This window comes from Micromonospora sp. NPDC002296 (assembly GCF_040296145.1).
Taxonomy (GTDB): Bacteria; Actinomycetota; Actinomycetes; order Mycobacteriales; family Micromonosporaceae; genus Micromonospora.
The window spans coordinates 18,351-38,922 of the sequence record NZ_JBEOWQ010000025.1 but is presented as its reverse complement, the minus strand read 5'-3'; the positions used below and the strand labels follow the sequence as shown (position 1 = coordinate 38,922).

General features: G+C 72.8%; 18 protein-coding genes. 14 read left to right on the top strand and 4 right to left on the bottom strand.

Going from position 1 to position 20,572, the window contains the following annotated elements; translation table 11 throughout:
• Positions 1 to 423 precede the first annotated feature (423 nt).
• Positions 424 to 1,098 (top strand): Tat pathway signal sequence domain protein, encoded by a 675-nt coding sequence (locus ABT023_RS19605; RefSeq protein WP_350887565.1) that lies wholly within the window; start codon positions 424 to 426, stop codon positions 1,096 to 1,098.
• 61 nt (positions 1,099 to 1,159) lie between these two features.
• Here ABT023_RS19605 and ABT023_RS19600 read toward each other — a convergent pair whose 3' ends face one another.
• Complete coding sequence (locus tag ABT023_RS19600) at positions 1,160 to 2,176, bottom strand: hypothetical protein (protein WP_350887562.1); 1,017 nt, start codon at positions 2,174 to 2,176, stop codon at positions 1,160 to 1,162.
• Between the two features lie 247 nt (positions 2,177 to 2,423).
• Between ABT023_RS19600 and ABT023_RS19595 the strand changes: the two genes are divergently transcribed.
• Both ABT023_RS19595 and ABT023_RS19590 read left to right on the top strand, forming a co-directional pair.
• On the top strand, positions 2,424 to 3,731 hold the full coding sequence (locus ABT023_RS19595; RefSeq protein WP_350887559.1) for an aspartate aminotransferase family protein: 1,308 nt from the start codon (positions 2,424 to 2,426) through the stop codon (positions 3,729 to 3,731).
• A 20-nt stretch (positions 3,732 to 3,751) separates the two neighbouring features.
• Positions 3,752 to 5,236: a CoA-acylating methylmalonate-semialdehyde dehydrogenase gene (locus ABT023_RS19590; RefSeq protein WP_350887664.1), complete on the top strand. Its 1,485-nt coding sequence runs from the start codon at positions 3,752 to 3,754 to the stop codon at positions 5,234 to 5,236.
• Here ABT023_RS19590 and ABT023_RS19585 read toward each other — a convergent pair.
• Positions 5,208 to 6,581 (bottom strand): acyltransferase family protein, encoded by a 1,374-nt coding sequence (locus ABT023_RS19585; RefSeq protein WP_350887557.1) that lies wholly within the window; start codon positions 6,579 to 6,581, stop codon positions 5,208 to 5,210. The genes ABT023_RS19590 and ABT023_RS19585 overlap by 29 nt on opposite strands.
• 156 nt (positions 6,582 to 6,737) lie before the next feature.
• On the opposite strand from ABT023_RS19585, the gene ngcE (ABT023_RS19580) reads away from it, so the two are divergent.
• From ngcE (ABT023_RS19580) to ABT023_RS19570, 3 genes are read left to right on the top strand one after another with little or no spacing between them, the layout of a single operon-like run.
• On the top strand, positions 6,738 to 8,153 hold the full coding sequence (gene ngcE, locus ABT023_RS19580; protein ID WP_350887554.1) for an N-acetylglucosamine/diacetylchitobiose ABC transporter substrate-binding protein: 1,416 nt from the start codon (positions 6,738 to 6,740) through the stop codon (positions 8,151 to 8,153).
• The gene (locus ABT023_RS19575; protein ID WP_350887551.1) at positions 8,150 to 9,058 is read left to right on the top strand and encodes a carbohydrate ABC transporter permease; all 909 of its coding nucleotides are present in this window, start codon (positions 8,150 to 8,152) and stop codon (positions 9,056 to 9,058) included. The genes ngcE (ABT023_RS19580) and ABT023_RS19575 overlap by 4 nt, the downstream gene beginning before the upstream one ends.
• On the top strand, positions 9,055 to 9,960 hold the full coding sequence (locus ABT023_RS19570) for a carbohydrate ABC transporter permease (RefSeq protein ID WP_350887549.1): 906 nt from the start codon (positions 9,055 to 9,057) through the stop codon (positions 9,958 to 9,960). The genes ABT023_RS19575 and ABT023_RS19570 overlap by 4 nt, the downstream gene beginning before the upstream one ends.
• 95 nt (positions 9,961 to 10,055) lie before the next feature.
• On the opposite strand, the gene ABT023_RS19565 is transcribed toward ABT023_RS19570, so the two are convergent.
• Positions 10,056 to 12,545 carry an ATP-binding protein gene (locus ABT023_RS19565; protein ID WP_350887546.1) on the bottom strand — a complete coding sequence of 830 codons (2,490 nt, stop codon included), beginning with the start codon at positions 12,543 to 12,545 and terminating at the stop codon, positions 10,056 to 10,058.
• Positions 12,546 to 12,710: 165 nt separating this feature from the next.
• Between ABT023_RS19565 and ABT023_RS19560 the strand changes: the two genes are divergently transcribed.
• From ABT023_RS19560 to ABT023_RS19540, 5 genes are all read left to right on the top strand, one after another.
• The gene (locus ABT023_RS19560; RefSeq protein WP_350887543.1) at positions 12,711 to 13,772 is read left to right on the top strand and encodes a hypothetical protein; all 1,062 of its coding nucleotides are present in this window, start codon (positions 12,711 to 12,713) and stop codon (positions 13,770 to 13,772) included.
• A gap of 149 nt (positions 13,773 to 13,921) precedes the next feature.
• A complete protein-coding gene (locus ABT023_RS19555) occupies positions 13,922 to 14,509 on the top strand; it encodes a hypothetical protein (RefSeq protein ID WP_350887541.1) in 588 nt (195 codons plus the stop codon).
• A gap of 62 nt (positions 14,510 to 14,571) precedes the next feature.
• A complete protein-coding gene (locus ABT023_RS19550) occupies positions 14,572 to 15,228 on the top strand; it encodes a hypothetical protein (protein ID WP_350887539.1) in 657 nt (218 codons plus the stop codon).
• Positions 15,229 to 15,263: 35 nt separating this feature from the next.
• Positions 15,264 to 15,587 (top strand): hypothetical protein, encoded by a 324-nt coding sequence (locus tag ABT023_RS19545; protein WP_350887537.1) that lies wholly within the window; start codon positions 15,264 to 15,266, stop codon positions 15,585 to 15,587.
• A gap of 66 nt (positions 15,588 to 15,653) precedes the next feature.
• Positions 15,654 to 16,094, top strand: coding sequence for a hypothetical protein (locus tag ABT023_RS19540; protein WP_350887534.1), 441 nt, complete (start codon positions 15,654 to 15,656; stop codon positions 16,092 to 16,094).
• Positions 16,095 to 16,199: 105 nt separating this feature from the next.
• Here the strand turns inward: ABT023_RS19540 and ABT023_RS19535 are convergent, their stop codons facing one another.
• A complete protein-coding gene (locus tag ABT023_RS19535) occupies positions 16,200 to 17,189 on the bottom strand; it encodes an N-acetylglucosamine kinase (protein WP_350887532.1) in 990 nt (329 codons plus the stop codon).
• 202 nt (positions 17,190 to 17,391) lie between these two features.
• Between ABT023_RS19535 and ABT023_RS19530 the strand changes: the two genes are divergently transcribed.
• From ABT023_RS19530 to ngcE (ABT023_RS19520), 3 genes are read left to right on the top strand one after another with little or no spacing between them, the layout of a single operon-like run.
• Positions 17,392 to 18,348, top strand: a complete 957-nt coding sequence (locus ABT023_RS19530; RefSeq protein ID WP_350887529.1) for a MurR/RpiR family transcriptional regulator — start codon at positions 17,392 to 17,394, stop codon at positions 18,346 to 18,348.
• The gene (locus ABT023_RS19525; protein ID WP_350887527.1) at positions 18,345 to 19,094 is read left to right on the top strand and encodes a sugar isomerase domain-containing protein; all 750 of its coding nucleotides are present in this window, start codon (positions 18,345 to 18,347) and stop codon (positions 19,092 to 19,094) included. Before ABT023_RS19530 ends, ABT023_RS19525 begins: the two co-directional genes overlap by 4 nt.
• Before the next feature lie 25 nt (positions 19,095 to 19,119).
• On the top strand, positions 19,120 to 20,559 hold the full coding sequence (ngcE, locus tag ABT023_RS19520; RefSeq protein WP_350887524.1) for an N-acetylglucosamine/diacetylchitobiose ABC transporter substrate-binding protein: 1,440 nt from the start codon (positions 19,120 to 19,122) through the stop codon (positions 20,557 to 20,559).
• The last annotated feature ends 13 nt before the right edge of the window (positions 20,560 to 20,572 follow it).

Genomic DNA, 20,572 nt, shown 5'->3' with positions numbered 1-20,572 from the left:
GACCGCACCCTCGCACCCAAGGCCGGAAGATCGCAGGTGACGCGGCTGCGCCGCAGTGCACCAGCCCGCACCGTCCGCTGACCGGCCGGAAGCTCTCGGGCCGGTGGTTCACCGGCCGCCCGGCCGCCGATGCGCGCACGTCGCGCCGCCCGGCGGCGTCCGACCCGCCGCCGAAGCTGTCCCCGGCGGTGTCCGATCCGCCGTCGCGGCTGTCCTCGGCGACGGGCACAACCCGCCGTCGCGGCTGTCCCCGGCGACGGGCTCAACCCGCCGCCGAGGCCGTCCCCGGCGACGGGCCCACCGGCCGCGGTGCGCCCCTACGCGGCCGTCCCCCGAGCGGCCGTCCGGTCGTGCCCGGTCCACGCCGGGCACGGTCGACCCCGGCCGGCCGCCACCGCCGCACCACCGTCGAAAGGATCCACCATGCCCAGGTACGGACGCGCCGCCGTCGGCCTCGCCGCCGTCGCGCTGCTCGGCTCCCTCGTCGCGGCGGCCCCCGCTGCCGCCGCCCCGCCCGCCCCCCTCGCCAACACGGTGCTCACCACCGGCAGCGCGGCCGGCACCGCCGTGGCGGTCGGGGACGTCCTGCAGGCCAACCTGAAGGCCACCACCACCGCCAACTTCTACTCCACCGCCACCGGCACCACCGGCGTGAAGTGCGCCGCGTCCGCCTTCACCGCCAAGGTGCTGACCAACCCGGCCGCGCCGGGGACCGCCACCGAGAGCCTCACCGGGCAGACCTTCACCAACTGCACCACGAACGTGGTCGGCACGCTCGGGGTGAACAGCGTGGTCGTCGACAACCTGCCGTACTCCGTCTCCGTCACCAGCGCCGGCGCGGTCACCCTCACCGGGGCGATCCAGAGCACCGTCTCGCTGCGCACCCTGCTCGGCAACATCACCTGCGTCTACAAGGCCAACGGCAACATCATGAAGGGGACGGCGTCCAACGCCACCACCTCGATCGCCTTCGTCAACCAGCCCTTCACCAAGTCCGCCGGGCCGGGCACCTGCTTCTCGACCGCGTACTTCAGCGCCACGTACTCGCCGGTCCGGGACACCACCCAGGCGGGCAGCCCGATCGTCTACGTGAACTGACCCCGCGCACCCGGTCCGGGTCGGCGTCCGACATCCCCGTCGGGCGTCGGCCCGCGCCGCCTCAGCCGGCGGCGAGGCTCGCGTGCAGGGCGCGCATCGACCGGATCGCCGAGCGGATCTCCTGAAGGTGGCGGCCCGGGGTGAGGGCCGGCTCGGGCAGCCGGGCCAGGTCGGGCACCTCCGGGTCGACGCCGACGGTCTCGATCGCGCACCCGTACGGCACGGCGAGGGTGCGCAACGCGTCGCAGTGCTGGAACGGCACGTAGATCGGCGCGGTGACCACCAGCACCGGATCGCCCGGCGACAGCCGCACGTGCTCGGCCCAGAACCGCTGGGTGTCGGCCGTGTGCGCCCGCCGCCGGTCCGGCTCGCTGGACGGGGCGGCGAGCACCCGCACCGGGGGCAGCCCCGCCGGCCGGTAGGTCCGCGAGGACCAGGAGTGGTGCGGGTGCCCGGCGTCCACCCCGTCGGACGTGGCCGGCCCGGCCATCCGGAACGCCAGCCGGACCGCCGCGTCGAGGGCGTCCACCTCGGTGTCGCCGTCCGCCACGCCCGCCTCGGCCAGCGCCCGCCGCTCGGCGTCGGACAGCGGACGGAGACTGCCCAGCACGGCCACCTCGCCGGCCACCCGCGTGCCGGAACGCAGCAGGTGTGCGGCGTACCCGACCCGGCGCAGACAGGCGTGCGCCAGCCCGCCGAGGACCACCAGGTGGGCGTAGCCGGGGCGGACCGGCCGGACCGGGCGGACCAGGCCGAGCGCGGACGCCGCGGCGAGCACCAGCCCGGCGGTGTGCGGGTCGAGGGCCGGCTCCCGGGCCTCGGGGCGCTCCCGGCCGCCCCGGAAGTCCCAGTGCCGGGCGGAGAAGTCGTCCAGCCACGCCAGCACCGCCGTCAGGTTCCCGGCCGGCCAGTCCCCGCCGAAGCGCGCCACCAGCTCCCGAAGCGGCGGCGAGGTCACCCAGGACCGCACGCCGTCGGCGATCTCCTGCGGGGTCGTGCCCGCCCCGCCGCTCGGCAGCGCCACGTGGGCGCCGGTGTGCCGCCGCGGCGCCGACGGGTCGTCCGGGATGATCGGCACCCGCCGGATCGTACCGGCACCCGCCCGCCTACCGGCGCCTCCCGGCCCCTGTTGCGGAATAAGTCGTCCCGGCCGGCTTCGACCACCGGAAACGCTACTCCGATGCCCTGATCATGTCGGAAATCGTGGTGGTCGGTTGACGTGGTGTCAGGCGGTGGCCGGTGGCGCGCTACACAGTGGCAGTTGTCCCCACGCCCGTCCGGATGGGAGCGTGCGGTGACCGCCAACGCCTCGGAGGGTGCGACGAATGACCGACGACCTGCTGGCCCGGCACCGGGCCGTGCTGCCTTCCTGGATGCCGCTCTACTACGCCGAGCCGATCGAGCTGGTCGCGGGCTCCGGCCGCCGGGTCACCGACGCGCGGGGACGCAGCTACCTGGACTTCTTCGGTGGCGTACTGACCAACATGATCGGCTACGACATCCCGGAGATCCGGGAGGCCGTCGAGCGGCAGCTCCGCACGGGCGTCGTGCACAGCTCCACGCTCTACCTGATCCGTCAGCAGGTCGAGCTGGCCGAGAAGATCGCCCGGCTCTCCGGCATCCCCGACGCCCGGGTGTTCTTCACCAACTCCGGCACCGAGGCCAACGAGGCCGCCCTGCTGGCCGCCACCAACCACCGTCGCTCGCACCAGATCCTCGCGGTGCGCAACAGCTACCACGGCCGGTCGTACGCGGCGATGGGCGTCACCGGGAACCGGAGCTGGTCGGCCAGCGCGCTCAACCCCCTCCAGGTGGCCTGGCTGCACTCCGGCGAGCGGCTGCGCGGCCTGCTGTCCCGGCTCGACCCGGCGGACCGGGTCGACGCCGCGGTGGAGGACCTGCGCGAGGTGCTCGCCACCCAGACGGCCGGCGACGTGGCCTGTCTGATCGCCGAGCCGATCCAGGGCGTCGGTGGGTTCGTGCACGGCCCGGACGGCCTGTTCGCCGCCTGGAAGAAGGAACTCGACGCCCACGGCATCCTGCTGATCTCCGACGAGGTGCAGACCGGCTGGGGGCGCACCGGCGAGCACTTCTGGGGGTACCAGGCGCACGGCGTCACCCCGGACCTGCTCACCTTCGCCAAGGGCATCGGCAACGGCTTCGCCCTGGCCGGGCTGGTCGGCCGGGCCGAGATCATGGAGTCGGTGCCGGCGATCAGCTTCTCCACCTTCGGCGGCAACCCGGTCTCCACGGCCGCCGGCAACGCCGTCCTGGACTACCTGCTCGACCACGACCTCCAGGCCAACGCCGCCCGCACCGGGGCGATCCTCGCCGACGGCCTGCGCGCCGCCGTGGGCGGCCTCGACTGCGTCGCCGAGGTACGCGGCAAGGGCCTGATGCTCGGCGTCGAGTTCGTCCACCCCGGCGGCGTCGAGCCCGACCCGACGCTGACCGCGCTCGTGTTCGAGGCGTGCCGGGCCGGCGGCCTGCTGGTCGGCAAGGGCGGCCTGTACGGCAACGTGCTGCGGATGGGCCCGCCGCTGACGCTCACCGAGGACGAGGCCCGCGAGGGGCTGGCCATCCTCGTCGACGCGATCCGCAGCTCGGCGGCGGCGCCCGGGGCGGCGGCGTGAGCGCGACGGGGGACGGGCCGGTGATCGGGCACTTCGTCGACGGCGAGCGGGTCGACGGCACGTCCACCCGGCGCGGCGACGTCTTCGACCCGGCCACCGGCCGGCGTACCGGGCAGGTGGCGTTGGCCTGCGCCGAAGACGTGGCGGTCGCGGTACGGGCCGCGGGGCGGGCCGCGCGGAGCTGGCGGGACGCCTCCCTGGCGAAGCGGACGGCCGTGCTGTTCGCCTTCCGCGAGCTGGTGAACGCCCGCCGGGGCCGGCTCGCCGAGGTGATCACCGCCGAGCACGGCAAGGTGCTCGCCGACGCCGCCGGCGAGGTGCAGCGCGGCCTGGAGGTCATCGAGTACGCCTGCGGCATCCCCTCGGCGCTGCGCGGCGGGTTCAGCGAGAACGTCTCCACGGAGGTCGACTCGTACAGCCTGCGCCAGCCGCTCGGGGTGGTCGCGGTGATCTCCCCGTTCAACTTCCCGGTGATGGTGCCGCTGTGGTTCGTCCCGGTCGCGGTGGCCTGCGGCAACGCGGTGGTGCTCAAGCCGAGCGAGAAGGACCCGGGCGCGGCGCTGCTGCTGGCCGAGTGGTTCGCCGAGGCCGGCCTGCCCGACGGGGTGCTCAACGTGGTCAACGGCGACGCCGAGGCGGTCGACGCCCTGCTCGACCACCCCGACGTGCGGGCGGTGTCGTTCGTCGGCTCCACCCCGGTCGCCCGACACGTGCACCAGCGCGGCACCGCCGCCGGCAAGCGGGTGCAGGCCCTCGGCGGGGCGAAGAACCACATGGTGGTGCTTCCGGACGCCGACCTGGACCTGGCCGCCGACGCGGCGGTCAACGCCGGGTTCGGCTCGGCGGGGGAGCGGTGCATGGCGATCTCCGCGCTGGTCGTGGTGGAGCCGGTCGCCGACGCCCTGGTGGCGCGGATCGCCGAGCGGATGGCCCGGCTGCGCACCGGCGACGGCCGGCGGGGCTGCGACATGGGCCCCCTGGTGACGGCCGCGCACGCGGCCCGGGTGCGCGGGTACGTCGAGGCGGGGGTGGCCGCCGGGGCGGTCCCGGTGGTCGACGGGCGGGACGTCGCCCCGGACGGGGACCCGGCCGGGTTCTGGCTCGGCCCGACCCTGTTCGACCGGGTCACCCCGGACATGTCGATCTACACCGACGAGATCTTCGGCCCGGTGCTCGGCGTCCTGCGGGTGGGCTCGTACGACGAGGCGGTGGACCTGGTCAACGCCAACCCGTACGGCAACGGCACGGCGATCTTCACCAGGGACGGCGGCGCGGCCCGGCGCTACCAGCACGAGGTGGAGGTCGGCATGGTCGGCATCAACGTGCCGATCCCGGTGCCGATGGCGTACTACTCGTTCGGCGGCTGGAAGGCGTCCCTCTTCGGTGACCTGCACGCCCACGGCGCGGACGGGGTGGCGTTCTTCACCCGGGGCAAGGTGGTCACCAGCCGGTGGCCCGATCCCCGGCACGGCGGGGTCAACCTCGGGTTCCCCACCCAGACCTGAGCAGCCGCAGCAGCCCCGCCCCGGCCAGGTACGCGACCAGCGCCGGGGCGGGCAGTCCCAGCGGCGCGGGCGCGCTCTGCGGGGTGACGGTGTTGACCAGCAGCCCGCCGAGCGCGGCGGCGTACCCGGCGACCACCAGCGCGGTCCTGGCCCGCCGGCGGCCTGTCGACCGCCCCCCGGCACGGCGTCGCCGGCCGGCGCGTGCCTCGACCGGCCCGAAGACGGCGACCAGGCCGGCCAGCACCAGGGCGAGCAGCAGCAGCCACGGCACCCGCCAGGCGTACCAGGCCGCGGTCCCCACCGCCGGGGTGGGCAGCAGGCCGACCGCGTCCAGCAGCCCGATCAGCAGCAGGACGGCGGTGAGATGCCAGAGGAACACGGTCAGCACCACGGAGTTGACCGCGATCACCGCCTGCCACGGGCCCGGCCGGCGCAGCCACCGCCGCGCGGGCCGGCGCAGCAGCAGGATCAGCCCGAGCTGGGCGGTGGCCAGGGCGAGCAGCGCCAGGCTGGGCGGGCCGGTGTTCTCCAGCCGCTGGCCGGGCACGTGCAGCATGGAGACCGGGTACGGCCCGATCGTGGTGAGCAGCAGCAGCGCGCCGAACCCGCCGACCAGCAGGGCCGTCGCCGCCCGCCGCGAGGTCGGCAGGGGGTGCCGGGTGCGGTCGCGTCCCGGGTCCCCGGCCGGGCGGGCGTGGGCGTCGTACCAGGCGAAGCCGACCTGGTGCACGGCGAGCCAGCCGGCCAGGTGGTTTCCGGTGGCCAGCGCCCCCGGTCCGACCAGCCGACCCAGGTCGCCGAGGGCAACCAGCCCGACCAGCGCCACCGGCACGGCCAGCCCGAAGCGGCGGTGCAGCGCGTGCATCGGCGGGGTGAGGGCCACGACGGCCAGGTAGGGCACGAGGAACCACAGCGGGACGGTGGCGAACCAGACCACCTGGCGGACCTGGGCCGGGTCGATGCCCCAGAGGTGGGCGCCCGCCGAGCCGGCGGCCAGGACCACCAGCAGGACGGTGGTCGGCGGCACCAGCCGGGCGCTGCGGTCGAGCAGCCAGCCGGTGGCGTCGCCGCCCCGGCCCCGGTGCGCGGTCAGCGAGGCGGCGTTGGCGAACCCGCCGACGAGGAAGAACACCGGCAGCACCTGGGCGACCCAGGTCAGCGGGTACGCCCACGGCAGGTCGCCGAGCGCGGAGTGTCCGGTGGGTCGCCCGGCGGCGTCCCGGCCGATCACGGTGACGCCCCAGTGACCGACGACGACCATCCCGATCGCGACCGCCCGGAGCAGATCCACGTAGCGCTCGCGCCCTGCCGGCGTGCGCTCGGCGAGCTGCCGGAGGCGGCGCATGGGCTCAGGCTATGCGAGCCTGGGCTGCCCGGTGGTGATAACGGTTCGGTGGCCAGGGCTTGAAGTCGACGCGCTCCTGCCGTAGAAATTCTTCAGTCGACTTCAGTGACGTGAAGAGAAAAAACAGATCCGCCCGGGACGATCCGAGGAGCAACGATGGACAGGCGTGACATCCTGCGGCGCAGCGCCGCCGCCGGCCTGCTGGCCACCCCCGCCGCCGGCCTGCTCGCCGGCTGCGCCAGCTCCGGCGGTGACGACTCCGCCGACGCCGAGGTGTACAAGGGCACCAAGTCCGCGCAGAACCCGCTCGGGGTCGCCGAGGACGCCCCGCTGGAGGTCGTCATCTTCAACGGCGGCTTCGGCGAGGACTACGCCAAGGCCCACGAGGCGATGTACACCGCGAAGTACCCGAAGGCCAAGATCAAGCACTCGGCCACCGCGGAGATCAGCAAGACCCTCCAGCCGCGCTTCGTCGACGGCACCCCGCCGGACGTGGTGAACAACTCCGGTGCCGGGCAGATCGACTTCAACGGACTGGTCTCCCAGAACGCCCTCGCCGACCTGGGCGAGCTGCTCGCCGCCCCGAGCCTCGACGTCCCCGGCAAGACCGTCAAGGACACCCTGCTGCCGGGCGCGGTCGAGGTCGGCTCGTACGACGGCCGGTTCCTGGTGATGAACTACACCTACACCGTCTACGGCATCTGGCACTCCACCAAGCTCTTCGCCGACCGGGGCTGGGAGTACGCGAAGACCTGGGACGAGCACATCGCCCTGTGCAAGAAGATCAAGGCCGCGGGCATCGCCCCCTGGACGTACGCCGGCAAGCACCCCCGCTACATGAGCTGGCCGCTGATCTCCACCGCGATCAAGTTCGGCGGCGCCTCGGTCGCCACCGCGATCGACAACCTGGAGCCGAACGCCTGGAAGTCCGACGGGATGAAGGCCGCGGCCGACGCCTGGCACCAGATCGTCAAGGACAAGTTCATCCTCGACGGCACGCCCGGCCTGGACCACGTCCAGTCGCAGACCGCGTGGTGCCAGGGCAAGGCGGCGTTCATCTCCTGCGGCTCCTGGCTGGAGAGCGAGCAGAAGGCGGTCACCCCGGCCGGGTTCAACATGACCGTCGCGCCCACCCCGAGCCTGGGCGCCGGCGACAAGCTGCCGTTCGAGGCGGTCCGGGGCACCGCCGGCGAGCCGTTCATGGTGCCGGCCAAGGCGAAGAACGTCGCCGGTGGCCTGGAGTACTTCCGCACCATGCTGTCGAAGCAGGGGGCCCAGGACTTCACGAAGAAGGTCGCCAGCCTGACCGTGGTCGCCGGGGCCACCGAGGGCGTCGAGCTGCCGTTCGGGCTGACCACCGTGGTCAAGGCCCTGGCGGCGTCCGGCGACAACGGCTTCAACTGGGTCTACAACAACTACTACCGCAAGCTGGAGCGCAACCTGGTCGACGCCGCCTGCGGCGAGTTCTTCAGCGGGCGGATCGGCCCGGCGGAGTTCCTCGACCAGTGCCAGAAGCACGCCGACTCGATCGCCCAGGACACCTCGATCAAGAAGTACAAGCGGTCGGCGTGAAGCACGGCAGGCTCCCGCTGATCGTCACCTTCCTGGTGCCGCCACTGCTGCTCTACATCGTCTTCGTCGTGTCGCCGTACCTGCAGGCGTTCCAGATCTCCACCACCGACTGGCTCGGCTACTCGGCCGAGGCCAACCCGGTGGGCCTGGCCAACTTCAAGGCCCTGTGGCACGACGACTACGTGTGGAACGCGCTGAAGAACAACGCGATCCTGCTCGCCCTGGTGCCCGTGTTCACCATCGCGTTCGGGCTGTTCTTCGCCACCATGCTCAGCATGGGCGGGCGCCGGGGCCGGGCCGGGGTCACCGGGGTACGCGGCGGCGCGTTCTACCGCACCGTCTACTTCTTCCCGCAGGTGCTGTCGGTGGTGATCATCGCGGCGCTGTGGAAGGAGGCCTACCACCCCACGAGCGGGCTGCTCAACGGCATCCTGGGGACGGTGGGGGTGTCCGGGCCGGTCTGGCTGGGCGACCCGGACGTCGCCTTCTGGTGCGTGCTGGCGGTGATGGTGTGGTCCAACGTCGGGTTCTACGTGGTGCTCTTCGGGGCCGCCATGTCGGCGATCCCGAGGGAGATCTACGAGGCGGTGCTGCTCGACGGGGCGTCCCGGTGGGCCACCCTGCGCCGGATCACCATCCCGCTGCTCTGGGACACCGTGCAGGTCGCCTGGATCTACCTGGCCGTCGCGGCCCTGGACGGGTTCATCCTGGTGCAGCTCATGACCAACGGCGGCCCCAACTTCTCCTCGGACGTGATCGGGGTGCGGATGTACGACACGGCGTTCGGCAGCGAGAACAAGTTCGGCTACGCGTCGGCGATCGGCGTGGTGATGTTCTTCCTGACCCTGTCGGTGGCCGTGCTGGCGCTGCGGGTCAGCCGGCGGGAACGGATCGAGCTGTCATGACCGCTCTGGACAGGCCCGTCGGCGTGCTCGTCGACGGCGACCGGAACCCCCGGGAACTCCGGCCGGTGCGCCGCGAGCGGGGGGTCGTGAACTTCCTCTCGCACGGCTTCCTGCTGTTCTGGGGCGCGCTGACCGTGCTGCCGCTGCTGTGGATGTTCATCAGCTCGTTCAAGACCAACGCCGAGATCATCGCCGACCCGTGGGGCCTGCCCGACGCGCTGCGGTTCGACAACTGGGCGCGGGCCTGGACCGGGGCGCACATCGGCCGGTACTTCCTCAACAGCGCCGTGGTGGTCACCGGCTCGGTCGCCCTCACCATGCTGATGGGGGCCACCGCCGCGTACGTCTTCGCCCGGTACGAGTTCCGGGGCCGCCAGCTCGCCTACTACCTGTTCGTCGGCGGGCTGATGTTCCCGGTCTTCCTGGCCCTGGTGCCGCTGTTCTTCGTGGTCCGCAGCGCCGGGCTGTTCGGCACCTGGACCGGGCTGGTGCTGGTCTACGCGGCGTACTCACTGCCGTTCACGGTCTTCTTCCTCACCGCCTTCTTCCGGACCCTGCCGACCTCGGTGGCGGAGGCGGCGCTGGTCGACGGGTGCGGCCACTTCCGGCTGTTCTTCCGCGTGATGCTGCCGATGGCCCGGCCGGGACTGATCAGCGTCGCCATCTTCAACTTCCTCAGCCACTGGAACCAGTTCCTGCTGCCGCAGGTGCTGCTCCAGGGCGACGAGTCGAAGTGGATGCTCGCCCAGGGCCTGGCCGCCCTGTCGATCAGCCAGGGATACGCCGGCGACTACGCCCAGCTCTTCGCCGGCCTCACCATCGCGGTGATCCCGGTGCTGGTGGTGTACCTGCTCTTCCAGCGTCAGGTGCAGTCCGGGCTCACGGCCGGCCAGCTCAAGTAGCTGACCCGGTAGCGGTTCCGGTGCGGCGTCGCCACCGACCGCGCGGCGGGTCGGCCCGGTCGGCGTGGTTCCGGCCGACCCCGCCGCCGGTCGGCTCACCCGGACTGCCGTCGCCGCCGGCCGGTTCGGGGGCCGTCCGGGTCCAGCTCGGCGCAGACCAACTCGTCGAGGCTGGCCCGGACCCTTTCGGCCTTCGGGTCGTCGACGTCGTCGAGGATGGCCAGGGCGTGCCGCCACGCGGCGGCGGCCCTCTCGGGGTCGCCGGCCTCGCGCAGGGTGTCGCCGAGGTTCGCCCCTGCCTCGGCCTCGCCGGGCCGGTCACCGAGCGCCACGAAGATCTCCTGGGCCCGGCGGTACAGCTCGGCGGCCCGGGCGTGCTCGCCGAGCAGCCGGTGGACGTAGCCGAGACTGTCCAGCGTCATGGCGACGCCGTCCCGGTCGCCCTGCTCGTCGAGCAGGACCAGCGCCCGCTCGCAGTCCGCGATCGCCTGCCGGTGGTCGCCGAGCTGGGCGTGGCACCAGCCGACCGAGTTGAGGGTCCTCGCCTCCCCGCTGCGGTGGCCGGCACGCCGGAACAGCTCCAGGGCCCGCAGGTCGTGCCGCAGCGCGGTGGCGTGCTGGCCCGACCGTTCGGCGATCCAGCCCAGGCTGCGGTGCGTGAACGCCTGGTTGAGCTGGTCGCCCAGCTCGCCGAACAGCTCCAGCGCGCGCGACTGGTGGGCGCGGGCGTCCACGAACCGGCCGAGCCGGGTCGCGGCGCCGCCGAGGAAGCGGTGCGCGTGGGCCTCGGCGGCCCGGTCGCCGAGCCGGCGGGCGGCGCCCAGGGCGATCTCCTGGGTGCCGGTCCAGTCGTGCCAGTGCCCACGCAGGTCGAAGAAGCTGACGCAGGCGGCGGCGAGCTGCCAGGCGTGCCCGTCGTGGCCGGTGTCGGCCGCGTGCTCGACGGCGGCGACGAGCACCCGGTGCTCCGCGGCGAACCAGACCAGCGCGGCGGCCCGGTCGTCGAATCGTTCCGGGGCCGCCCCCGGCGTCGGGTCGGCGAGCGCGATCGGACCCCGGGGCGGCTGCAGCGGCCGCTCGGCGGCGTGCGCGCTGTGCAGGTAGTGGTCCAGCACCCGGCGGGTCGCCGCCCGCCGGTCGGGCTCCGGGTCCGCCTCGGCCAGCTCCCCGGCGTACGCGCGCAACAGGTCGTGGCAGGTGAACCGGCCGGGCTTGTGCTCGGTGACCAGGTGCGCGTCGACCAACTCGGCGAGCAGCGGCCGGACCTCGGGCACCGCTGCGCCGGCGAGGCTGGCCACCGCGGTGATTCCGATGTCCGGCCCGGGGGCGAGCCCGAGCAGCCGGAACAACCGGGCGGCCGGCGTGCCGACCTGCGCGTACGACCAGGACAGGACGGCCCGGACGTCGATGCTGGGTTCGGCGCCGGCGAGCGGGTCGAGATGGCGGGGAGCGTCGCGCAGCTCGGCGGCGATGGTGGCCAGCGGGAAGCGCGGGCGGGTGGCGGCGCGGGCGGCGACGATCGCCAGGGCCAGTGGCAGGCCGGCGCAGTGCCGCACGACCTCGTCGACCGCCGTCGGTTCCGCCGCGACCCGGCGGGCGCCGAGCCGGCCGACCAGCAGCGCTGTCGACTCCTCGGTGGCGAGCAGCTCCAGGGCGATCGGCCGGGCGCCCTCCACCGCGATCAGGCCGGGTAGCTGGCTGCGGCTGGTGACCAGCGCCATGCAGCCGGAGGAGCCCGGCAGCAACGGGCGGACCTGGTCGGCGTCCCGGGCGTTGTCGAGGAGCAGGAGCATCCGCCGGCCGGTCAGCAGGCTTCGGAACAGGTTGATCTGCGCGTCCGTGCCGGTCGGGACCCGGTGCCGGGGGACGTCGAAGGCGTCCAGGAAGCCGCGTACCGCCTCGGCGGGCGGGACCGGATCCTTCGACGCATCGAAGCCCCGGAGGTTGACGTGGAGCTGACCGTCCGGAAAGTGGTCGCGGACCCGCTGGGCCCAGTGGGTCGCCAGGGTCGTCTTGCCCACCCCGGCGGCCCCGGTGACGACCGCGATCACCGGGGCGCCCGGCTTCACGTCGGCCTCGGCGAGCAACTCGTCGAGGCACGCCAGGGCGTCCTGCCGGCCGGTGAACGCGGTCGAGGCGGGTGGGAGTTGGGCGGGCACCGGCAGCGACGGACCGGGCCGGTCCGGGGTGCGGGGTGCCGTCGCCTCCGGGCCGTGCGCCGGCTCGTCGTCCCGTACCTCGGTGGTCCCGTCGCCGCTCAGGCCGCTGTCGGCTGTCGGGCCGCCCAGCCGCTCCCCGGTGAGTCGCTCCCAGCGCGTCGCCCAGGCCCCCGCGTCGATCGGAGCCACCCCGAGGGCGAGCAGCAGCCGGTCGAGGACGTCGAGGGGCATCGCGGTGCGCCCGGTCAGATAGTTCGCCAGGCTGCTCTTGGGCACCCCGGTGGCCGCCGTCAGGTCCTGGAGCGACAGCCTGGCCTTGCCGCGCTGACGGGCCGCGCGGACCCGTAGCAAGTTCAGCTCCGCCAACAACTCCTGCTCCGTCCCAGGGCTGTCCACTCCGGATCGATCCTGGGAGTTGTCGCTCACCCGCGCATCGTGCCAGGCGCCGTCCACGGTCGTCCACGGACGTCCAGAAACCCAGGCGCGGCCTTTCCCGGGTGCCACCATCGGCGGATCGCCACCCCACCCGACGGCCGGCATTCGGCGTCGGCGGCGGTCACCTGTTCAGCCCGAACCGGCGAAAGGAAGAACATGTCGAGAAGCCGTCGTCGTTTGCTGTCCGCCGGCGTACTGGCCGGTCTCACCATGGCGCTGCTGCCCCAGGCCCCGCAGGCGCAGGCGGCGCTGGTACCGCCGCCGCAGTCGTGCACCTGGGAGAGCCACTGCTACGGCCAGATCAGCTGGAGCCACGCCGATGTGTCCGGCGCCGAGGCCGAGATCGGCACCTACTCCATGTATGTGCCGGACACCGGCAGCCAGTTCGCCACCTCCGAGATGTGGGTCAACTTCGACCACCCGACGGCTTCGTCCTGGGTGGAGTTCGGGGTCATCCGGTTCGCCGGGTACCCGTGCGGCAACGGTGCCCCGCACTGGTTCAGCGCCGCCGGCCGGCCGGGATACGCCTGGGAGATGCGCTGCCACGGAAGCGCGGCCCTGAACACCAAGTCCGTCCTGCGCGCCGAGGAGCCCTCCAACGGCACCTGGGACCTGTACCGCAACGGTGCCTACGTGACGCGCTGGTCCGGCACCCCGGCGTCGACGGGCCGTCTCGACGTCGGCGTGGAGGTCACCAGCCCGTCGGTCGTCATGAGCATGACCGCCGGCAAGTTGAAGTACCGCACGGCGGCCGACAAGGTGTGGAAGACCGGCTGGGCCAGCCCGAGTTACCCGGCCGGCCAGCCCACCCCCAACGGCACGCCCTGCTACACGCTCTGGGTCGCCAGCCCCACCGACATGCGGGCCCGCTGCAACACGGACGGCACGCTGGCCAGCGGATCCCCGGCGGCGGCTCCGGGGCAGGGCCGCCCGTCGGGCTCCGTGGCGGACAAGGTGCAGCGGATCGCGGCCTGGGCCGGTGACGCCGGGGCGACGAGCGTCCGGTCGGTGCGGAGCAGCGGCACGGAGGCCGCCGCCCGACTGCGGACGGACGTCGGAACGGACCGCGCCGTCACCGTTGTCGAACTCGACGGCGACTTCACCGGTGAGCGCCTGCCGAGGCCGCGCGGAGCGGCGCCGCAAAGCGGGGAACACCTGACCCTCGTCTTCGACGAGGCGGGCGACCTGCTGACCATGCGGCTGGCCCGGCAGCCGTAGCCGCCCCGGCTGCCGGGTGGCAGTCCTCGCGGTGCCCCACCGTGGTCCACCTGTTCACAGGCCCGTGGCGAGCCGACCGGTTCGGCCGCTCAGAGAGGATGAACATGCTGTCCAGATCACGATCAGTGCCGGGGAGGGTTCTCGTCTGCGTGGCGGCCACTGCGGCCGTCGTGGCCCTGGCCCCCGCACCGGCGTCGGCCGACCTCAGCCACTTCAACCAGAACGCCCAGGACGGCGGGAACGTCTCCTACTGCTTCACGTCCAGCGTCACGTCCTACATCCGGGACAACATGACCGGGGCGATGAACTACATGGACACCCGCCTGTCGGCCATCCCGGCGGTCACCTACCACTCGACCTGCGACGTGTCGGTGGGGGACGGGACCCCCCGCACCGACATCGCCTGGTTCGACGCGTGGCGCGACGGCGTGTACGGCGAGGCGTTCTGCAAGTACGCGTGGCCCAACGACGGTTCGTCCAACCAGGGCGAGTGCGACCAGAACCACGTGTATCTGGTCGGTTCGGCCATCGCCCGGGACGCCCCCGACGACGAGCACGGCTACTCGTCGGTCGCCTGTCACGAGGCGGGGCACACGCTCGGGTTCAAGGGCCACCAGGATCCTCCACCAGCCGGCCAGCGCGACTGCATGGCGGGCGGGGACATCGGCACCGTCCGGTCGACCGACGCCATCTACAGCGCCCACAACACGTCCGACTTCGACGCCTACTACGACTGAGGGGCCCACCCATGCGACAGCGAAACTCACGCGTACTGGGCGTCGTCCTGGCCGCCGGGTGTGTGCTCGCCCTGGTGCCGGGCTGCGGTGACGGCGCGGCCCGCACGTCGGACGAGGCCGTGGTCAGCGCATCCGCGGTGGATCCCCGGGCGCTGCGGTTCAAGGAGTACTCCTACACCCCCCAGCGGACGCCGGAGGCGTTGGCGGCGGCGGACTACATCAAAGTCACCGCTGTCGGGACCGTCGAGGGTTTCCGGGAGGGCGTGACGTACCTGACGGAGCCGGCCGACACCCCCTGTCCCCGGGTCTACATGGTGGTGCGGGTGGATCGGACGTTCAAGGGCGCTGCCGACCGCAGTGTGCTGTCGGACGGACGACTGTTCGTCGAGTTCGACCGGGGGCCGATCAACACGCTGGACGGAAAGACGCCGTTGAATTCAATGGACGTTTTCGAGCGTGAGGTCCCGAGGGGGACCAGGGTCGCCCTGTTCCTCACCGATGCGCCGACGATTTCCGGCCGGGTGGTGAATGCCCAACTCGCTCCCCGGGTGCGGACGTTGGTTCCCCACCCGCAGGGCCTCGTCTTCGAGGACAGGAGTCGATCCGGTGCTGAGCGCCTGGTGCCCGGGCTGATCGCTCCTCAGGAGCTCCCTGGGCCATGGCGTGCCATTTCATCGCTGGACGAGCTGACGAATCGCATGGCGAAGGTCCGGCAATAACCGATCGATTCGGAGGAACAATGCGGAAGAGATTGATGGTTGCTCCCCTCGCGTTGGGCGCGGTGCTCGCGATCGGTGGGCTCGCCGCGCCCGCCCAGGCGGTCGCCGGCGTGGGGTCCGGCTCTGCGGCGGCGCCCGCCGCCGGGACCGCCGCGGCCTGCGCGTTGGTCTGGTACGACAAGTACACGGCGGGGATCTCGTGCGACTACGGCCCGTTCAAGGGGTGGGCGAGGTGCAGCAACGGGGCGGTGGCCTTCGGCACCAGAGCGGCCGCCGGGGCGACGTCGTACGCCTACTGCTCGCAGTACGGCACCACTCTCAAGCAGAACCCGGTCGAATGGGGTACGTCGGCCGCGTAGGGACGTTCAGGGGGTGCCGGTCAGGCCGGCACCCCCGCATGCGGATGGAGACGAATTGTGAATCTGATGAGGAAGGCGGGAGCCGCGCTGGTGGCGCTCACGGTCGGCCTGGGTGTCGCCACGTCGTGGGCGAGCCCGGCTCTGGCGGCGGTCGCCTGGGAAAAGAATGTCGCCACCGGCGGGGACGTCGACAACGGACATCCAAAGAACTGCACCGATGACGATCCCTTCAGCCATTCCGTCGCCTGCTGGCAGCCGTACGGTGACGTGCTCTGGATCTCCAACAACAGCACGATCGGCAGCACGCCCACCGCGGTCTGGTGGAACTACTACCCGAGCGACAGCACGCTCTACCGGCAGGGCACCTGCACCTTCACCTTCACCTTCACGGGTTGGGGGTACTGCAACAAGGACATGCACGAGGGCAGCCTGATCAAGCTCCGGGTCTGCGACAGCCCCGATTCGGATCGGCAGTGCTGGACGTCGATCATCAGCACCCGGGCGTGATCGGCGCCCCGCGTCCGCCGGTGGGGTGGGTCGTTCCGGCTGCTCGGGGGGAACGGGGGAGCAGCCGGGGCGTCGGCGGGCGTGGGTCGTGCTCGACCGGCGTCGTCATGTCGTCGGCGGCACCAGCAGCGGATGAAGGTCCGCCGGGTCGGTGACCTCGGGCAGGTCCCGGGCGGCGAGCCAGGCCGCCGCCGCGGCACCGTCGCCGGCGGTGCGCAGCGGCGCGTCCGGCCATCGCCGGCCCAGCTCCGCCCGGACCGCCGCGGCCAGCGGGGTGTCGCCGGTGAGCAGGCCGCCACCGAGGACCACCGGGTCGACAGCGCCGGGCGGACGGATCCGCCCGGCGCTTTCCGCCAGTTGCCCGGCGGCCTCGTCGAGCAGCCCGGTGGCGACCGGGTCGCCCGCGAGGGCGGCGGCCACCACCAGCGGCGCGAGCCGGGCCAGCTCCACCGGCGGCCGGCGGGTGACGACCTGGATCACCGCGCTGACCGTGTCCCGAGAGCGGGCGGAGACCCCGTCGCCGCCCAGCAGTTCGCCGAGCACCCGGCGGCCCAGCGGGCCCGGCTCCCGTCCGGCGTCCAGGGCGACCAGGAGCCGACGGACCGCCTCGCGGCCCAGCCAGAAGCCCGAGCCCGCGTCGCCGAGCAGCCAGCCGTGCCCGTCGGCCACGCGATCCAGCCGCAGGTCGCAGACCTGTGCGGCGATCGCGCCGGTGCCGGCGATGAGCACCGTGCCGTCCGGGCTGGCGGTGCCCGAGGCGTACGCCACCAGCGCGTCGCCGTGCACCGTGCAGGGGCAGCGCAGCCCGGCGTCCCGCCAGGCCCGGTCGAAGGCGGCCTTTCCGGCCGGGTCGGCGAGCAGCCGGCCGGCGCCGGCCAGCCCGATGGTGCCGGCCCGGACCCGGGCCGGGTCCGTTCCCGCCAGCGCCCCGCGCAGGGCGGTCAGCACCTCCCCGGCGGCCCGCTCAGCGCCGTGGCTGGTCGGGTTGCCCCCGCCACCCCGCCCGGCGCCGAGGCGTTCCCCGGCCAGGGTGAGGGCGACCGCCCGGGTGGAGGTACCCCCGACGTCGAGACCGACCACGACAGTGTCGGACATCGTTTGGGCCTCCCCGGGACTACGTTGCGGGCGGGTTTCATGTTGGCCGGGCCCGGCTGTCGGAGGCAAGCCCTCGGGGCTCGGTCAGGGGCGGTGGTTCAGGTAACGGTTTGAAAACTTCGCCCACAGGCTTGACACCGAGGGGTCTTTAGTAAGAAATTTTACCACTAACAGTTAAGACTCTTTCCGGAAAGGCGTCCGCATGGTGGATCACGAGGTGGAGACCCCCGGGGGCACCGCCGTGGTCGACGCCGACACGGCCGACCGGCGGGGCTCGCTCCCCACCGACGGCGTGCTCGCCCGGGTCCGGGCCGGCGCGGGCGAGCTGACCGGCGCCCTGCGCCGGGTCGCCGAGCACGTGCTCAGCGACCCGGAGGCCGCGGCCCGCGCGACCATCGTCGAGCTGGCCGAGCGCAGCGGCACCTCCCCGGCCACCATCACCCGGTTCTGCCGGGCGATGGGCTTCGAAGGGTACGCGGATCTGCGGCTCGGCATCGCCGCCGAGACCGGCCGGGCCCGCTCCGCCGGCTGGACCGTCGACATCGGCCGGGAGATCCAGCCCGGCGACCCCCTGGAGCGGGTGCTCGGCCAGATCATGGCGGCCGACACCCGGGCCATGCACGACACCGCGGCGCTGCTCGACCTGACCGAGGTCGAGCGGGCGGCGGTGGCCATCGCCGGCGCCAGCCGGGTCAACATCTTCGGCGCCTCCGGCAGCGCCCTGGTCGGCGCGGAGATGCAGCTCAGCCTGCACCGCATCGGGGTGGCCGCCTGGGCCTGGAGCGACGTGCACGAGGGTCTGGCCAGCGCCGCGCTGCTGGGCCCCGGTGACGTGGCGCTGGGCATCTCGCACACCGGGCAGACCCGGGAGACCATCGAGATGCTCGCCGAGGCGGGCAGCCGGGGCGCGACCACCGTCGCCCTCACCGGCTTCCCCCGCTCGCCGCTGGCCGAACTGGCGGACATCGTGCTGCTCACCGCCAGCCAGGCCACCACCTTCCGGCCGGACGCGCTGTCCGCCCGGCACCCGCAGCTCGTCGTGCTCGACCTGCTCTACATCGCGGTGGCGCAGCGCACCCACGCCCGCGCCCACGCGGCCTTCCGGCGCACCGCCCAGGCCGTCGACGGGCACAAGGCCGCGAAGGGGGCAGCCGCATGATCAGCGCGCAGGGGTACGCTGACGCTGTCCGTCCCGTCCTCGACCGGCTCGTCGACTCGCAGGCCGAGGCGGTCGGCCGGGCCGCCGACCTGATCGCCGCCAGCCTGCGCACCGACGGGGTGCTCCAGGCGTTCGGCGCCGGCCACTCCGAGGTGTTCGCCGCCGAGCTGGTGGCCCGGGCCGGCGGGCTGGTCCCGACCAACCGGATCACCCTGCACGACCTGGTGCTGCACGGCGACGCTCCCCGCGACGTGCTCGCCGATCCGTTGCTGGAACGCGACCCGGCCGTCGCCCACCAGCTCTACGCCCTGGCCGCCCCGCGCCCGCGGGACGTCTTCCTGGTCGCGTCCCAGTCCGGCATCAACGGCTCGGTGGTCGAGCTGGCGATGCTGGCCAGGGGCAACGGCCATCCGCTGATCGCGGTCACCTCCGTCGAGCACACCGCGCGGGTCGCCCCTCGGCACCCGTCGGGGCACCGGCTCGCCGACCTCGCCGACGTCGTGCTGGACAACGGCGCGCCGTACGGTGACGCACTGCTGCCGCTCGAGGGCGGCGGCGCGGTCTGTGCGGTCTCCTCGGTCACCGCCGCGCTGCTGGCGCAGCTGCTGACCGCCGAGGTCGTACGACGGTTCCACCAGGCCGGAGAGGTACCCCCTATCTACCTCTCCACCAACGTCCCCGGAGGGGACGAGCACAACCTCGCCCTTGAGTCGCGGTACGCCGGGCGTCTCCGGCGGACCGCCTGATTCGACACCACAAGGAGAGACAACGATGTCCGTTACCCCCGAGCACCCGGCCGATCTGAACCGCCGGACCCTGCTGCGCCGCGCCGCCGCCGCGGGCCTGCTCGCCATCCCGGCCGCCGGCCTGCTCGGCGCCTGTGCGACCAGCAGCTCCGACAAGGAGAGCAACACCAACGCCGAGACCGGCACCAAGAGCGCCACCAACCCGCTCGGTGTCAAGGACGACGCCCCGCTGGAGGTGGTCATCTTCAACGGCGGTTACGGCGAGAAGTACGCCACCGACGTGCACGAGCCGCTCTACAAGAAGGCGTTCCCCAAGGCGGAGGTCAAGCACCAGGCGACCCAGGCGGTTTCCACGGTGCTCCAGCCCCGGTTCGCCTCCGGCAACCCGCCGGAGTTCGTCAACAACTCGGGCGAGAAGCTGATGGACTTCGGCGCCCTGGTCGCCGACGGGCAGCTTCAGGACCTCACCGAGCTGTGGGACGCCCCGTCGGTGGACGACCCGAGCAAGAAGGTCCGCGACACCGTGGTCCCCGGCACCGTCGACGTCGGCTCGTTCAACGGCAAGCCGTACGTGCTCTACTACGTCTCCACCGTCTTCGGCATCTGGTACTCCGGCAAGCTGTTCAAGGACAACGGCTGGGCGCCCGCGAAGAACTGGAGCGAGTTCACCGCTCTGCTCGACAAGATCAAGGCCAAGGGCATCACCCCCTACGGCTACGCCGGTGCGAACGCCGCGTACTACCAGTGGAACGTGATCCTCACCCAGGCCGCGAAGATCGGCGGCGCGGACGTGCTGAAGAACATCGACAACCTGGAGGACGGCGCCTGGCAGCAGGACGCCGTCAAGCAGGCGGCCACGGCGTGGGCCGAGATCGGTGCCAAGTACGTGGACAAGAGCTTCGAGGGGCTCAAGCACACCGACGTCCAGCTCCGGCAGAACCAGTACAAGTTGGCCTTCTACCCCAGCGGCGACTGGCTGGAGGGCGAGCAGAAGAAGGACACGCCGGCCGGCTTCGAGTACCAGCTCATGCCGGTGCCGAGCCTGTCGGCGTCCGACAAGCTGCCGGCCACCGCGCTGCGGGCCACGGCCGGTGAGGGCTACTTCGTCTCGGCCAAGAGCAAGAACCCGCGCGGCGGCCTGGAGTACATGCGTCAGATGCTGTCCACGGCCGGCGCGAAGGGCTTCACCGAGGTGGTCAAGGCCCCGACGGTCGTCACCGCCGGCTCCGAGGGATACGCCTTCCCGCCCGGCGTGGCCAGCTCCCAGGCCGCGCTCAAGGCAGCCGGCCAGGACGTGTTCAACATCTACTTCGACGGCTGGTACAAGGAGCTGGACACCGAGGTCCGCACCGCCACCAACGAGTTGATGTTCGGCCGCATCAAGGCCGACGCCTTCGTCGAGCGGGTGCAGAAGCGCGCCGACGCCATCAAGAAGGACAGCTCCATCACCAAGTTCAAGCGCTGATCGGAGCGGGGTC

Excerpts from the sequence above, each read along its gene's own strand:
- ABT023_RS19530 (WP_350887529.1), top strand. The coding sequence starts at position 17,392 with ATGGTGGATCACGAGGTGGAGACCCCCGGGGGCACCGCCGTGGTCGAC.
- ABT023_RS19540 (WP_350887534.1), top strand. The coding sequence starts at position 15,654 with ATGAGGAAGGCGGGAGCCGCGCTGGTGGCGCTCACGGTCGGCCTGGGT.
- ABT023_RS19525 (WP_350887527.1), top strand. The coding sequence starts at position 18,345 with ATGATCAGCGCGCAGGGGTACGCTGACGCTGTCCGTCCCGTCCTCGAC.
- ABT023_RS19595 (WP_350887559.1), top strand. The coding sequence starts at position 2,424 with ATGACCGACGACCTGCTGGCCCGGCACCGGGCCGTGCTGCCTTCCTGG.
- ABT023_RS19605 (WP_350887565.1), top strand. The coding sequence starts at position 424 with ATGCCCAGGTACGGACGCGCCGCCGTCGGCCTCGCCGCCGTCGCGCTG.
- ABT023_RS19570 (WP_350887549.1), top strand. The coding sequence starts at position 9,055 with ATGACCGCTCTGGACAGGCCCGTCGGCGTGCTCGTCGACGGCGACCGG.
- ngcE (WP_350887524.1), top strand. The coding sequence starts at position 19,120 with ATGTCCGTTACCCCCGAGCACCCGGCCGATCTGAACCGCCGGACCCTG.
- ABT023_RS19560 (WP_350887543.1), top strand. The coding sequence starts at position 12,711 with ATGTCGAGAAGCCGTCGTCGTTTGCTGTCCGCCGGCGTACTGGCCGGT.
- ABT023_RS19535 (WP_350887532.1), bottom strand. The coding sequence starts at position 17,189 with ATGTCCGACACTGTCGTGGTCGGTCTCGACGTCGGGGGTACCTCCACC.
- ABT023_RS19545 (WP_350887537.1), top strand. The coding sequence starts at position 15,264 with ATGGTTGCTCCCCTCGCGTTGGGCGCGGTGCTCGCGATCGGTGGGCTC.
- ABT023_RS19585 (WP_350887557.1), bottom strand. The coding sequence starts at position 6,581 with ATGCGCCGCCTCCGGCAGCTCGCCGAGCGCACGCCGGCAGGGCGCGAG.
- ngcE (WP_350887554.1), top strand. The coding sequence starts at position 6,738 with ATGGACAGGCGTGACATCCTGCGGCGCAGCGCCGCCGCCGGCCTGCTG.